The sequence below is a fragment of the Cytobacillus firmus genome, from assembly GCF_023657595.1.
GTDB classification, from domain to species: Bacteria; Bacillota; Bacilli; order Bacillales; family Cytobacillaceae; genus Cytobacillus; species Cytobacillus firmus_B.
On sequence record NZ_CP098323.1, the window covers coordinates 4951278 to 4964695 of the forward strand.

Below are 13418 nucleotides of genomic sequence, written 5' to 3' on the forward strand. Positions count from 1 at the left end.
TTACTCCTGTTCAGGATTCCGCAAGTAATAACCGACTCCTCTTCTTGTCACAATCCATGTCGGGTGGCTTGGATTATCCTCGATTTTCTCCCGCAGTCTTCTGACAGTTACATCAACTGTGCGGACATCACCATAATAATCATAACCCCATACGGTTTGAAGAAGATGTTCCCTCGTCATGACTTGTCCAATATGCTTGGCCAGATAGTGAAGGAGCTCAAACTCACGGTGTGTTAATTCAATCGTCTCACCGCGTTTGGAAACCACATAGGCATCCGGATGGATAATCAGTGAACCCACTTCGATTTCGTTGGATTCATCTTCTTCCTCTGCCTTGGCAACCTGCTGATGGCGCCTCATATTAGCCTTCACACGGGCAATCAATTCTCTCGTGCTGAACGGCTTTGTAACATAATCATCTGCACCCAGCTCAAGACCCAGCACTTTATCAATTTCAGAATCCTTTGCTGTCAGCATAATGATTGGCATATCGTATTTTTTGCGCACTTCGCGGCAAACCTCAATGCCATCCCTCTGCGGAAGCATGATATCAAGCAAAATCAAATCCGGCTTGATTTCTTCTACCTTTTCAAGGGCGTCATTGCCGTCATAGGCACACACCACTTCATAGCCTTCTTTTTTTAAATTGAACTGCAGAATATCTGCAATTGGTTTCTCATCGTCTACAACCAGAATTTTTTTATCCATACCTATCTCCTTTTTCTTGCTCATTTATTTATTTTTGGAGCAGTAGAAGTCAGTTTCATGCATATGTTCTCTACTTTACTTTACCATGTTAACAGTGAGAATTCACCTATTACGTAAAGCGGGAGCGCCCTGCCTGCCTCCGGCACACCTCAAGAGGGTGGATGTTTTATTTCTTATTCTTAACCACAAAAGTCTCTAGCATGAAAACTAGAGACTTTTGTGCGTGTATTATTTATTTATCGCAGTCTAACGGGCAGTAAGCCCCCATCTTCAAGCCTGTGAAAAATCAAAGGAGCCCTAACTGGGGGCAAACTGCCCGTAAAGGCCCGATTGGTTCAACTAACAATCAGTGGGGGAAAGTACTCCCCCACTAATTGAAGTTTCACTTTATATATTTCAGCGGATCCTGCATTTTGCCGTTTTTGTATACTTCGAAGTGCAGGTGGACACCGGTTGAATCACCAGTAGTTCCCATTATGCCGATTTTTGATCCTTTTGAGACGGTTTGGCCAACGCTGACACTGATGGAATCCAGATGGGCATAAATCGTGCGGAAGCCATTGTTATGGTCGATGACGATTTTATTTCCATAGCCGCCATCCATGCCTGCGGATACAACCGTACCGTTATCGGCTGCTTTGATCGTGCGGTCACTCGGTCTTGCAATGTCAATCCCTTTATGCATTTTGCCCCAGCGGTATCCCATTTTACTTGAGATATAGCCGCCAACTGCCGGATAGGCAAAGCTGCCTTCACCGCGGGATGGAATCACCTTTGTTCCCTTGATGACAATTTGCTTCACAGGCTCTTCAAGAACCTTTTCATCTTTTACTTCTTTTTTGACCGTTTGGCCGTTTTCTTCCGTAATCAGATAGGTAGCAGCACGAACGCCTTCCTTGCCTTCCTGCTTCACTTTCGTTTCGCCTTTAGGCATGCTGCTGTCTTCGACGATTTCTTTTTCAAAATCTATTTTTTCTTTCTTGAAAACTTCCTTATCTGCTAACACTTTTACATACGGTTTGTAGACAGTCACATTTAATTTCTGGCCTGCTTTAATGACTGAATCGTTCTTAAGACCGCTGTTCAGTTCGATCAATTGCTTCATATCGAGGTCATGGGCACTGGCGATATTGCTTAGTGCATCGCCTTCTTTCACCACATATTTCTCTTCTTCAAGGGTTCCCTTTTGCAAAAGCTTTACAGCCTCATCTGCATTGATGATCTGGTCTGGTTTCACGGTTGCTTCAGAGATGGATACATCTTCCGTAAAGCGGACATCTAAAAGACGTGTTTCATCTTCCTTCAGCTGTGGTAAAGGAATTGCAGAAGATGCTTTTCTATCTTCGAATGCCTTTAAGTCTTTTTCTGATACATAGGACGTCTTGATTTTCTGGAGGGCCGCTTTTGCCTGCTCCTCATTTTCCAAATAAGCAATTTCCTTGCCGCCAATCACTAAGGCAGCTGCTTCAGCATGAACTTCCATCTTATCTTTTAGGCCATTGACAGCTTCTGATTCATTCACTTGTGAGCTGGATTCAAAAACCTGCTCAGGAACAAAGGAAAGCTCCGATGCCAGCGCCAGCTTTAATCCCTTATGGGATCCTTCAGCCTCACTGATCTTTTTATCAGCCAAATTTTCGATGACACTTTTATCCGACACCGTTCCAATATATTCGTCACCCATATAGACATAATAAACGGTCACAAGCTTATCATCATTGGCAGAAGCGGATATGCCGCCAGTAAATGTTAGAGCCGCCGCTGCAAAGCCGGCAGCAATCGTTCTATTTATAGTTTTCTTAAAGCTTTTCGCTGTAAATTCTGATGATAAGGTACCTTTTTTCATCCATTTGAACATGGTTACATCCCCCTAGACTACGGTAACAAAGAACACTTTCATATAGTGCTATGTAACTACGAATTTGTGATTCTGATTTTTTCACAATACCTACTTTACCATACAGCAAAGCAAATAAATTACGAGACTCGGGAATGTAACAAAAATGTATAATAGCTGACATTTTATGACTTTTAATGGCAAAGCAAGGGATGGTTTTTGTCGAATGGAGGATAGGAAGTAATCCCTATTTTCAAGGGTTTGTTAGTGCTGCGAAAAATAGAGGAGAGTGTGCGTCTAAATTACGCGGCCTTTCTTCAGAAAAGCGCTTATATTACAGAAATATAACAAAAAGGAGTATGCTTGGTTACATACTCCTTCTTGGGATGGCTCAGGACGGAATCGAACCGCCGACACAAGGATTTTCAGTCCTTTGCTCTACCGACTGAGCTACTGAGCCTTATTAGATTATTTTTTCCTAAACGTTGTTTGGCTTCGTCCTTCGTCCCGATTTGGCAAACGGTACGCTGAAGTGATTCAAGGGAGCTTATTCGGTCGTGCTCTACCGACTGAGCTACTGAGCCTTATTAGATTATTTTTGCCTAAACATTGTTTGGCTTCGTCCTTCGTCCCGATTTGGCAAACGGTCCAATGTTATGAAGCAGATTATGTAAATGGCGGTCCGGACGGGACTCGAACCCGCGACCTCCTGCGTGACAGGCAGGCATTCTAACCAACTGAACTACCGGACCAAATAATAACCGCCAGCAAGTAAGCTGGGCTTGCCAGCCGTTTGCTGACGGTTATTCGCCATGACCCCTACGGGATTCGAACCCGTGTTACCGCCGTGAAAGGGCGGTGTCTTAACCGCTTGACCAAGGGGCCATAAAAAAGTATAAATGGTGAGCCATGAAGGACTCGAACCTTCGACCCTCTGATTAAAAGTCAGATGCTCTACCGACTGAGCTAATGGCTCATGCTACTAGTGTTTCCAAGGTTGCTACCTTGGCGACGCTTTTTATAATATCATAGAGTTTTATAAAAGCGCAATAACTTTTTTATAAAAAATTCTTTTTTGCTGGGAAGACTGCGGCTGGAGGTGTTTGGCTACTAGATTGCAGCCACTTGGCTGGGATGGGTTTTCCCTAAAAAGGGTATTCTTTTCCCCAATTTGAGAGTTCCTTTCCCTAATTTATGCGTTCTTTTCCCAGGTTTATGGATTCATTTCCCTAATTCTCTTTGTTTATTCCTCTTTTTTAATTTTTTCTCTATTATAAACCAGATGTGCGGGTTCGGACTCAGCACCGGCCATTTTCTCTTTCTCTGTCTGAACTCACCCCAACTTCGGACTCAAAAACGACAATTTCCCCTTCTTCTGTCCGAACCCGACCCAACTTCGGACTCAGTAATGCCTTTTTCCCCTCACACTGTCCGAACCTGCCCCCAGGAGCCACAAACCAGCCAAGCGCACACCCGCCTGTCCAGCCACATAAAAAAAGAAAAGCCCCAATCAGGGCTTTTCCAATCAAGTATTAGTTTTGTCTCCATGGGCTTAACACTACGTTTGTCTGTGTGCGGTCCGGGCCAACTGAGAAGATGGATAATGGAATTCCTGTCAGCTGGGAAACGCGCTCCAGGTAGTGGCGGGCATTGGCAGGAAGCTCATCGAGTGATTTGCAGCCTGTGATGTCCTCTGTCCAGCCTGGAAGCTCTTCGTATACCGGCTCACATTCAGCCAATACTTTTAAGCTTGCAGGGAACTCTTCGATTACTTCTCCGTTATAACGGTAAGCTGTACAGATTTTCAATGTCTCAATTCCAGTCAGAACATCGATGGAATTAAGGGAAAGATCTGTGATTCCGCTGACACGGCGGGCATGGCGGACAACCACGCTGTCGAACCAGCCGACACGGCGGGCACGTCCAGTTGTTGTACCATATTCACGGCCAACTTCACGGATTTGATTTCCGATTTCATTATCAAGCTCAGTCGGGAATGGGCCGTCTCCTACACGAGTCGTATAGGCCTTGGATACACCGACAACATGCTTGATCTTTGTAGGGCCAACGCCAGAACCGATTGTTACGCCTCCAGCCACTGGGTTAGAGGATGTAACGAATGGGTACGTCCCCTGATCGATATCAAGCATAACTCCCTGTGCACCTTCGAACAGAACGCGGCGGCCTTCATCCAATGCGTCGTTAAGCACGACAGACGTGTCGCAGACATAATGCTTGATCTGCTGGCCTAATTCGTAGTATTCATCCAGGATGTCTTCAATTTTGAATCCTTCTGTTTCATAGAAGCGCTCAAGCAGGCGGTTCTTTTCTTCCAGGTTGCGCGCAAGCTTTTCTTCAAACACTTCACGGTCAAGAAGGTCCGCGATGCGGATTCCGTTGCGGGCTGCTTTATCCATGTAAGCAGGGCCGATGCCTTTTTTCGTTGTACCGATCTTGTTCGCACCTTTGCGCTCTTCTTCCACTTCGTCAAGCTTCAGGTGGTAAGGAAGGATGACATGTGCGCGGTTTGAAATACGCAGGTTGTCGGTTGTAACTCCCTTGTCATGAAGGTATGCCAATTCTTTTACAAGCGCTTTAGGATCGACAACCATTCCGTTTCCAATTGTGCAAATTTTATCGCTATAGAAAATGCCAGATGGAATTAAGTGAAGCTTATAGGTTTCGCCGTTGAATTTGATTGTATGTCCTGCATTGTTTCCGCCTTGGTAACGTGCGATTACTTCTGCATTCTCAGAAAGGAAGTCTGTAATCTTTCCTTTCCCTTCATCTCCCCACTGTGTTCCAACTACTACTACTGATGACATTAAACAAGCACCTCCGGGAATCCCATGGTTTTAAAATTTATTTTCATTTTAATTAAGTAACTTATTTCAACCATCTTAGTTTAACAAGGTGATGTGTGATAGTCAATAAAACACGAACAATTTTAATAAAAATATGAAAATATGTTCGTGAAACAATGAAAATACAAATATAAAAAAGAGGACTTGCTATAGGCAGGCCCTCTTTATGCACCAGGCGGCGCGAATGAATCATCAAAGCGTTTCTCTAAGTTTACAAATTTATTATACTCTTTTACGAATGCCAGCTGTACGGTTCCAACCGGGCCGTTACGCTGCTTGGCAATGATGATTTCGATGATGTTTTTATCTTCGGACTCTTTGTCATAGTAGTCATCACGGTATAAGAATGCCACGATATCGGCATCCTGCTCAATACTTCCCGATTCACGGATGTCTGACATCATCGGGCGCTTATCCTGACGCTGTTCCACACCACGGGAAAGCTGAGACAGGGCGATCACAGGGACCTGAAGTTCACGTGCCAGCTGTTTTAAGGAACGGGAGATCTCAGATACTTCCTGCTGGCGGTTTTCTCCTGAACGTCCGCTTCCGAGGATTAATTGCAGGTAGTCGATCAAAATCATGCCAAGCCCATGCTCCTGTTTGAGGCGGCGGCATTTAGAACGGATATCCTGGATGCGGACACCCGGCGTGTCATCAATGAAAATACCCGCATTTGACAGGCTTCCCATCGCCATCGTCAGTTTTCCCCAGTCCTCATCTGTCAGAGAGCCGGTACGAAGTCTCTGGGCATCAATATTCCCTTCAGCACAGAGAATACGCATGACCAGCTGCTCGGCACCCATCTCCAGACTGAAGATCGCAACGTTTTCCCCGGTTTTCGTTGCCACATTTTGCGCGATATTCAGGGCGAAGGCTGTTTTACCTACGGAAGGACGGGCACCGACAATGATAAGATCATTCCGCTGGAAGCCGGCTGTCATGCGGTCAAGCTCGGTAAATCCAGTCGCAATCCCGGTAATATCCCCTTTACGGTTATGCATTTCCTCGATATTATCATAGGTCCGCACCAATACATCCTTAATATTATGAAAGGCACCGGCATTTTTGCGCTGTGCAACCTCCATGATATTTTTTTCTGCTTCCCCCAGCAGAACTTCCACTTCATCCTCGCGCGTATAACCGTCCTGGGCAATGCCCGTCGCCGTCCGGATCAGCCTGCGAAGCAGTGATTTTTCTTCCACGATCTTAGCATAATACTCGATATTCGCTGCTGTCGGAACAGAGCCGGCCAGTTCACTTAAATAGCTGACTCCTCCGGTATCTTCCAGCAGTTTTGCTGCGCTGAGCTCTTCTGTCACGGTCACTAAGTCGACCGCTTTTCCCTGATCGCTCAGCTTCAGCATTACATTGAAAATCTTCTGGTGGGCCGCACGGTAGAAGTCTTCGGGTATCAAGATCTCAGATGCTTGTGTAAGAGAGGAGGGTTCAAGAAAGATTGCCCCAAGCACAGCCTGTTCCGCTTCGATATTCTGAGGCGGGAGCCGATCCGCGAATAAATCACTCATCTCATTAAACCTCCTTAAAAAATAAAAGCGTTAAACAAATCTATATTTATATAAAAATCCTTTTTAATCCCTTTAAAAAATGTGACCAGCAAAAACTGATCACATTTTTAATCAACCCTTTTATTTTAACATGTTTATTAGCAAAAGCCACTTCCAATATTAGTTTATCGGCTTAGCTTTATGCTTCTTTAACATGTACGTTTAATGTTGCGGTTACTTCAGTATGAAGCTTGACTGGAACCTTTGTGTATCCAAGTGTGCGGATCGCATCTTCCATTTCGATCTTGCGTTTGTCGATTTTGATGCTGTGCTTCTTTTGAAGCTCTTCAGCAATTTGCTTGCTTGTGATGGAGCCGAACAGGCGGCCGCCTTCACCTGATTTCGCAGTAAATTCAACTGTCAGCTTTTCAAGTGTTTCTTTCAGTTTTTTTGCATCAGCAAGCTCTTCAGCAGCAAGCTTTTCTTCTTTCTTCTTTTGAGCATTCAGACTGCTGATACTCGATTGGTTTGCTTCGACAGCAAGCCCTTGCTTAATTAAAAAGTTATGTGCATAGCCATCTGCTACATTTTTTACTTCGCCTTTTTTCCCTTTGCCTTTAACGTCTTTTAAAAAGATTACTTTCATTCCTTTTTTCTCCCTTCAAAGTATTCATCTATAGCTTCTTTTAATCGGACCTCAACATCATCAAGTGTTGCATCCTGAAGCTGTGTGGCAGCATTTGTTAAGTGCCCGCCGCCTTCGAGGTTTTCCATGATCACCTGGACATTGATATCCCCGAGGGAACGTGCGCTGACCCCTATCATGTTTTCAGAGCGGTTTGAGATAACAAACGAAGCAATCACACCATCCATCGTCAGCAGGGTATCTGCCGTCTGGGCAATCAGCACCTGGTCAAATATCTGATCCGGCTCACCCTTGGCAATCGCAATGCCTTCTTTGTAAAATTGAACGGTTTCAATCAGCTTCGCCCTCTTGATGTAGGTATCTACATCCTCTTTTAAGAACTTTTGGACGAGCACGGTATCTGCACCCTGTCCGCGCAGATAGGAAGCCGCATCAAACGTCCTTGACCCTGTCCGGAGTGAGAAGCTCTTCGTATCGACAATGATTCCGGCGAGCAGGGCCGTTGCTTCCAGCATTTCGATTCTGCCGTTTTTCGGCTGATACTCCAGAAGCTCTGTCACCAGTTCTGCTGTAGAGGAAGCGTATGGCTCCATATAAACCAGCAGCGGATTATGAATGAACTCTTCTGCGCGGCGATGATGGTCGATGACGACCACATGTTCAATCGCATGAAGCAGCTTTTCCTCAATTACCATGGATGGCTTGTGGGTATCAACAACCACGAGCAGGGTATCGTCCGTGGCGATTTCCATCGCCTGTTCCGGTGTGATGAACTTTGAAAAGAGCTCTTCATTCTTTTCAATTTCCTTCATCATCCTTCTGACGCCTGTATCCAGTTCATTGAAATTCACCACTACATAGCCTTCACGCTGGTTCAGGCGCGCCACCTTCTGAATGCCAATGGCGGCTCCAATCGCATCCATATCCGGGCTTTTGTGGCCCATGATAATGACTTTATCACTTTCGGATATCAATTCCTTCAGCGCATGGGAAATGACGCGTGCTCGGACCCGGGTTCTTTTTTCAACAGGATTGGTCTTGCCCCCGAAGAATTTGACTTTCCCGTTGGTCTGCTTAATGGCCACCTGATCTCCTCCGCGGCCTAATGCCAGGTCTAAGCTGGACTGGGCCAGTGAACCAAGCTCAGGAAGGGAAGAGACCCCAGTGCCGACACCTACGCTTAACGTGAGCGGAACATTTTGCTTGGATGTGGTCTCCCGGACATCATCGAGAATTGTGAATTTCCCTTTTTCAAGAAGCTGCAGAATATGTTCATTAAATACGGCGATAAAGCGCTCAGATGACACCCGCTTCAGGAAGACCCCATTATCCTGTGCCCATTTATTCAATATCTGGGTCACCAGACTGTTGAGGCTGCTTTTCGTCTGGTCATCCATCGCCTGGGTCAGTTCGTCATAATTATCAAGGAAGATGATGGCGATCACTGTCCGTTCTTCCTGATACATTTTCTCAATTTCAGTTTGTTCTGTGACATCAAAAAAGTATAAAAGCCGTTCTTCCGGTTTATGGATCACCCGGAATTTCCGGTCATGAAGGGTAATAATTTCTGTTTCCACTTCTTGTTTGATCAGCGGAACAAGCGAATCCGCGACATCATAAAGCGATCTTCCGACTAGCGTATCTTCATCAAAGCAGGATGCCAAAAAGGGATTGGTCCATTCAATGTAATAATCATCATTAATCAGCATAATCCCGATCGGCATTTCCATCAGAGCTTCTTCGCCGACCTTTTTCACCCTGTAGGAAAGGGTAGAAATGTATTCTTCCGTCTCCTTCCGGTGCTTTTGATTCAGCTGAAAAAGGTAGTAGAAAGGAAGGATGGCCAGAAACAGCCCGATTAATGCAAAAAGCCAATTGTAGTACGCCAATATACCGAGAAGCACCACTGTTATGCCCATCAATCCAAAAATCGGATAGCGTATGGACCGCTTTTCTAAATACGAAGGCATGTTTTCAGCTCCTAAACAGTAGTGTTGTTCATCACTTTTTTCCTAATCTTTGCCTTAAATCAAATCCTAAGTCAATTATACCTAATATCCTCACAATATAAAGGAGAAATGGCATAAGAAATGTAAATACAGCAGCAAGGACAGGCACCGCTTTCGGCCATCCCTTTAAATGACTGAAAAAGAAAATCAGGGACAGGCCTTGAATGACCATGAAAATCTGCAGAATGAAGGCAATATTGACAAGGGCCATAAACCAGTAGCTTCCTTCTGACGGATTAAAAAGGAACGAAGCAATAATGGTTATGAGATAGTACCATAATATGCTTTTCGGCAGGCTCATTTCCCTGAATGGCTTAAAGCCTTCAATCTTAATACCGAATCGTTTGGCGATCGGAAAGGAAACAAGCTGAATGACAAAAACAGAAATGACCGATGTCATGACAAATAAACTCGGCGTTAAGGTCTCAATCATTTTCAGGCCTGCTGTCAGCTGCTCGACTGCCTTATCTGCGTTCTGTCCGAAGCCTTCGAGCATTCCTTGTGAGATTTTAATGGACTCCTCCATCATGCCGATGCCTTCTTTAATGATATTGATATTAAAAAAGGCAACTGCTGCAGCATACTGAAGCAAAAGGGCTGCAAGGAATACGAGCGTGCCCGCAATAAAGGAAGAAGCCCGTCCTTTATTTTCCCTTATAAAAATACCGATTACCGTGCCGGTCAATCCGAATGTCAGAGCAAGCGGAATGCCCATGATGGATCCGATAATCAGCGAAAGCAGGACACCTCCCGTCAGAAAGACAATCGCGCTCATCCGGTTATTTTTCGCTGCAAACATAATAAACGGAAGAGCCAGGAAGAAAACCGAAACGGTACCGAGAATCGGCACATAGAGCGAAATCAGAAGAAGCACGGCAAAAACCGCGAGAAGCACAGCACCTTCTGTTAATTTATGTACATTATTCATTGATACACCCCTCAAACTGTGTATCCAAAAAGGAGGAAATCTGTTCCCGGCTTTTTGAACCCATATAAGCTCTATTGTAGCTAGTATTAAATGCAGGTTCAACCTTAGTGATTTTAGAAGGGTTCTTAACTTTAACACAATCACGTGCTAAAGGAGAACATACTAAAAAAAGACGCCGGATACCAGCGTCTTTTTCTAATTATTATTCACCTGAAACGTATGGCAGTAATGCCATTTGGCGAGCGCGCTTAATAGCAATCGTTAATTTACGTTGGTATTTAGCGTTAGTGCCAGTTACACGACGTGGTAAAATCTTACCGCGCTCAGAGATGAATTTTTTTAGAAGATCCACATCTTTGTAGTCGATGTGAGTGATTCCGTTTGCAGTGAAAAAGCAAACCTTACGACGTTTAGCACGTCCTCCTCTGCGTCCTCCAGCCATGGTCAGTTACCTCCTTTAGCTTTTTATTTTATATATTTCCGTTCATAATCGGGCACTATTAGAATGGCAGGTCGTCATCGGAAATGTCGATTTGGCCGTCATTTGCGAATGGGTCCTGATCCACGCGAGTGTAGTTGCCCTGATTACGATTATCCTGTCGTTGATTCTGATTGCTGTTATTTCCAAATGGGAAATCCTGATCTCTTGGACCACCGTAGTTCGGATTACCGCCGCCCTGGCCGCCAGAACTATTCTTCGGCTCAAGGAATTGCACACTCTCAGCCTGGACTTCTGTCACGTAAACGCGCTTTCCATCCTGGCCTTCATAGCTGCGGGATTGAATCCGGCCATCTACACCTGCAAGACTTCCTTTTTTAAGGAAATTCGCTACGTTTTCAGCTGGCTTTCTCCATACCACACAGTTGATAAAGTCTGCCTCCCGCTCACCTTGCTGATTCGTAAAAGCACGATTCACGGCAAGAGTGAATGAAGCGACAGGAACTCCGTTCGGGGTATACCGCAAATCAGGATCCTTTGTCAAACGTCCGACAAGAACAACACGGTTCATCATCAGAATCAACTCCTCTCGGTAAAATGCTATATCTATTATTTTTCGTCTTTAACAACGATGTAACGGATGATGTCTTCGCTGATTTTAGCTAAACGAGTGAACTCGTCAACTGCTTTTGATTCAGCATTAACGTTCATAAGCTGGTAGTAGCCATCGCGGAAATCATTGATTTCGTATGCAAGGCGACGCTTACCCCAATCCTTTGATTCAGAAACCTCCGCACCATTGTCAGTTAAGATTGTGTTGAAACGCTCAACTAGGGCTTTTTTAGCCTCATCTTCAATGTTTGGGCGGATGATGTACATAACTTCGTACTTTCTCATCACTTTCACCTCCTTTTGGTCTAACGGCCCACAAAGGGCAAGGAGCAATATACATTACTCACAAGTTGAAATTATAGCACATTAAATATGCAAAAGCAATAACACTAGAGTGAATTGGAAGATGGAAGATTATTTAGAAGGCTCTTTTCGTATATATTGCTGTTTTTCATCCTTCAATGTTGTCCGTTGATTTTCGCTCCAGGCTGCTCAGCGAACCGCGGGGCAGGCGGTGAGCCTCCTCGACGCTCTGCTTCTGCGGGGTCTCACCTGTCCCGCTACTCCTGCTGGACGTTGAATATGCTTCCCCGAGAAACACCGCACGAAGAAAATGCGTTAGCATTTTCGAGGATCTCGCACCTTCCGCTCCAATCAACTCAGTAAATAAGATACAAATAAGCAACAAACCTTGCGAAAACAGCCTTTTTAAAATAATCATAAAAAAGAACCCCTAAAAATAGAGGTCCCTAAATAATTAAACGTTAAAGCGGAAGTGCATGACATCTCCGTCTTTAACAATATATTCTTTTCCTTCGAGGCGGACTTTTCCTGCTTCTTTTGCAGCTGTCATGTTTCCTGCAGCGACAAGGTCGTCATAGGAAACCGTTTCTGCACGGATGAAGCCTTTTTCAAAGTCAGAGTGAATCACTCCCGCACATTGAGGAGCCTTCATTCCTTTTCGGAATGTCCAGGCACGGACTTCCTGTACACCGGCAGTGAAGTAAGTTGCCAGTCCAAGCAGGTTGTAGGCTGCTCTGATCAGCTGATCAAGGCCGGATTCTTCGATGCCAAGCTCCTGAAGAAACATTTCTTTTTCTTCCCCATCAAGCTCTGCAATTTCAGATTCGATTTTTGCACAGATTACGATCACTTCCGCATTATCCTTTGCGGCAAATTCTTTTACCTGCTGTACATATTCGTTAGAAGAAGGATCCGCTACATCATCCTCGCTTACGTTCGCCACGTAAAGCACAGGCTTGATTGTCAGCAGGTGAAGACCTTTTACAATCTTCATTTGCTCTTCTGTGAATTCAACTGTACGGGCTGGCTTATCGTTTTCGAACGCTTCTTTTAATTTCTCCAGAATTTCAAGCTCGATCACAGAATCTTTATCCTTCTGCTTAGCCAGCTTGCTCACACGGCCAATTCGCTTGTCAACTGACTCAAGATCAGCCAGAATCAATTCCAGATTGATGACTTCGATATCATCGATCGGGTCCACTTTCCCCGCAACGTGTGTAATATTGTCATCCGCAAAACAGCGGACAACCTGACAGATGGCATCCACTTCACGGATATGGGACAGGAATTTGTTTCCAAGACCTTCCCCTTTGCTCGCACCCTTTACGATGCCGGCGATATCCGTAAATTCGAAAGCCGTTGGCACAGTTTTTTTCGGCTGAACCAATTCAGTTAATTTATTCAAACGGTGATCAGGCACTTCTACAATTCCCACATTCGGATCAATTGTACAGAACGGATAGTTCGCAGACTCCGCTCCCGCCTGGGTAATTGCATTAAACAACGTAGACTTTCCGACGTTCGGCAAACCTACAATACCAGCTGTTAAAGCCATCCAAGTCAC

At 44.9% G+C, this 13418-nt stretch carries 12 protein-coding genes and 4 tRNA genes; all 16 read right to left on the reverse strand.

The genetic code is table 11. The annotated features are described in order from the left end of the window. Positions 1-708 (reverse strand): response regulator YycF, encoded by a 708-nt coding sequence (yycF, locus tag NAF01_RS24755; protein ID WP_048010220.1) that lies wholly within the window; start codon positions 706-708, stop codon positions 1-3. 382 nt (positions 709-1090) lie between these two features. Next, the gene (locus NAF01_RS24760; RefSeq protein WP_250801491.1) at positions 1091-2566 is read right to left on the reverse strand and encodes a LysM peptidoglycan-binding domain-containing M23 family metallopeptidase; all 1476 of its coding nucleotides are present in this window, start codon (positions 2564-2566) and stop codon (positions 1091-1093) included. A 366-nt stretch (positions 2567-2932) separates the two neighbouring features. Next, a tRNA-Phe gene (locus NAF01_RS24765) sits at positions 2933-3005 on the reverse strand. Positions 3006-3220: 215 nt separating this feature from the next. After that, positions 3221-3297 (reverse strand) — tRNA-Asp (locus tag NAF01_RS24770). A 61-nt stretch (positions 3298-3358) separates the two neighbouring features. After that, positions 3359-3430: transfer RNA gene (locus NAF01_RS24775), tRNA-Glu, on the reverse strand. Between the two features lie 15 nt (positions 3431-3445). Further along, a tRNA-Lys gene (locus NAF01_RS24780) sits at positions 3446-3521 on the reverse strand. Between the two features lie 556 nt (positions 3522-4077). Beyond that, positions 4078-5370, reverse strand: coding sequence for an adenylosuccinate synthase (locus NAF01_RS24785; RefSeq protein ID WP_197217283.1), 1293 nt, complete (start codon positions 5368-5370; stop codon positions 4078-4080). A gap of 203 nt (positions 5371-5573) precedes the next feature. Continuing rightward, complete coding sequence (gene dnaB / locus NAF01_RS24790; RefSeq protein WP_035328281.1) at positions 5574-6938, reverse strand: replicative DNA helicase; 1365 nt, start codon at positions 6936-6938, stop codon at positions 5574-5576. A 178-nt stretch (positions 6939-7116) separates the two neighbouring features. Continuing rightward, positions 7117-7563, reverse strand: a complete 447-nt coding sequence (gene rplI / locus NAF01_RS24795; protein WP_035328283.1) for a 50S ribosomal protein L9 — start codon at positions 7561-7563, stop codon at positions 7117-7119. Continuing rightward, on the reverse strand, positions 7560-9533 hold the full coding sequence (locus NAF01_RS24800; RefSeq protein WP_048010216.1) for a DHH family phosphoesterase: 1974 nt from the start codon (positions 9531-9533) through the stop codon (positions 7560-7562). The genes rplI and NAF01_RS24800 overlap by 4 nt, the downstream gene beginning before the upstream one ends. Positions 9534-9564: 31 nt before the next feature. Continuing rightward, the gene (locus NAF01_RS24805) at positions 9565-10500 is read right to left on the reverse strand and encodes a YybS family protein (RefSeq protein WP_226618923.1); all 936 of its coding nucleotides are present in this window, start codon (positions 10498-10500) and stop codon (positions 9565-9567) included. 202 nt (positions 10501-10702) lie between these two features. After that, positions 10703-10942, reverse strand: a complete 240-nt coding sequence (rpsR, locus tag NAF01_RS24810) for a 30S ribosomal protein S18 (RefSeq protein ID WP_009332461.1) — start codon at positions 10940-10942, stop codon at positions 10703-10705. A 58-nt stretch (positions 10943-11000) separates the two neighbouring features. Then, positions 11001-11513, reverse strand: coding sequence for a single-stranded DNA-binding protein (ssb, locus tag NAF01_RS24815; RefSeq protein WP_048010214.1), 513 nt, complete (start codon positions 11511-11513; stop codon positions 11001-11003). 35 nt (positions 11514-11548) lie between these two features. After that, a complete protein-coding gene (rpsF, locus tag NAF01_RS24820; protein ID WP_048010213.1) occupies positions 11549-11836 on the reverse strand; it encodes a 30S ribosomal protein S6 in 288 nt (95 codons plus the stop codon). 166 nt (positions 11837-12002) lie between these two features. Further along, complete coding sequence (locus NAF01_RS24825) at positions 12003-12272, reverse strand: hypothetical protein (protein ID WP_250801492.1); 270 nt, start codon at positions 12270-12272, stop codon at positions 12003-12005. 36 nt (positions 12273-12308) lie between these two features. Beyond that, positions 12309-13409: a redox-regulated ATPase YchF gene (gene ychF, locus NAF01_RS24830; RefSeq protein WP_163140312.1), complete on the reverse strand. Its 1101-nt coding sequence runs from the start codon at positions 13407-13409 to the stop codon at positions 12309-12311. Positions 13410-13418: the final 9 nt, after the last annotated feature.

Excerpts from the sequence above, each read along its gene's own strand:
- NAF01_RS24800 (WP_048010216.1), bottom strand. The coding sequence starts at position 9,533 with ATGCCTTCGTATTTAGAAAAGCGGTCCATACGCTATCCGATTTTTGGA.
- rplI (WP_035328283.1), bottom strand. The coding sequence starts at position 7,563 with ATGAAAGTAATCTTTTTAAAAGACGTTAAAGGCAAAGGGAAAAAAGGC.
- NAF01_RS24825 (WP_250801492.1), bottom strand. The coding sequence starts at position 12,272 with ATGATTATTTTAAAAAGGCTGTTTTCGCAAGGTTTGTTGCTTATTTGT.
- rpsF (WP_048010213.1), bottom strand. The coding sequence starts at position 11,836 with ATGAGAAAGTACGAAGTTATGTACATCATCCGCCCAAACATTGAAGAT.
- ssb (WP_048010214.1), bottom strand. The coding sequence starts at position 11,513 with ATGATGAACCGTGTTGTTCTTGTCGGACGTTTGACAAAGGATCCTGAT.
- NAF01_RS24785 (WP_197217283.1), bottom strand. The coding sequence starts at position 5,370 with ATGTCATCAGTAGTAGTAGTTGGAACACAGTGGGGAGATGAAGGGAAA.
- NAF01_RS24760 (WP_250801491.1), bottom strand. The coding sequence starts at position 2,566 with ATGTTCAAATGGATGAAAAAAGGTACCTTATCATCAGAATTTACAGCG.
- NAF01_RS24805 (WP_226618923.1), bottom strand. The coding sequence starts at position 10,500 with ATGAATAATGTACATAAATTAACAGAAGGTGCTGTGCTTCTCGCGGTT.
- dnaB (WP_035328281.1), bottom strand. The coding sequence starts at position 6,938 with ATGAGTGATTTATTCGCGGATCGGCTCCCGCCTCAGAATATCGAAGCG.
- yycF (WP_048010220.1), bottom strand. The coding sequence starts at position 708 with ATGGATAAAAAAATTCTGGTTGTAGACGATGAGAAACCAATTGCAGAT.
- rpsR (WP_009332461.1), bottom strand. The coding sequence starts at position 10,942 with ATGGCTGGAGGACGCAGAGGAGGACGTGCTAAACGTCGTAAGGTTTGC.
- ychF (WP_163140312.1), bottom strand. The coding sequence starts at position 13,409 with ATGGCTTTAACAGCTGGTATTGTAGGTTTGCCGAACGTCGGAAAGTCT.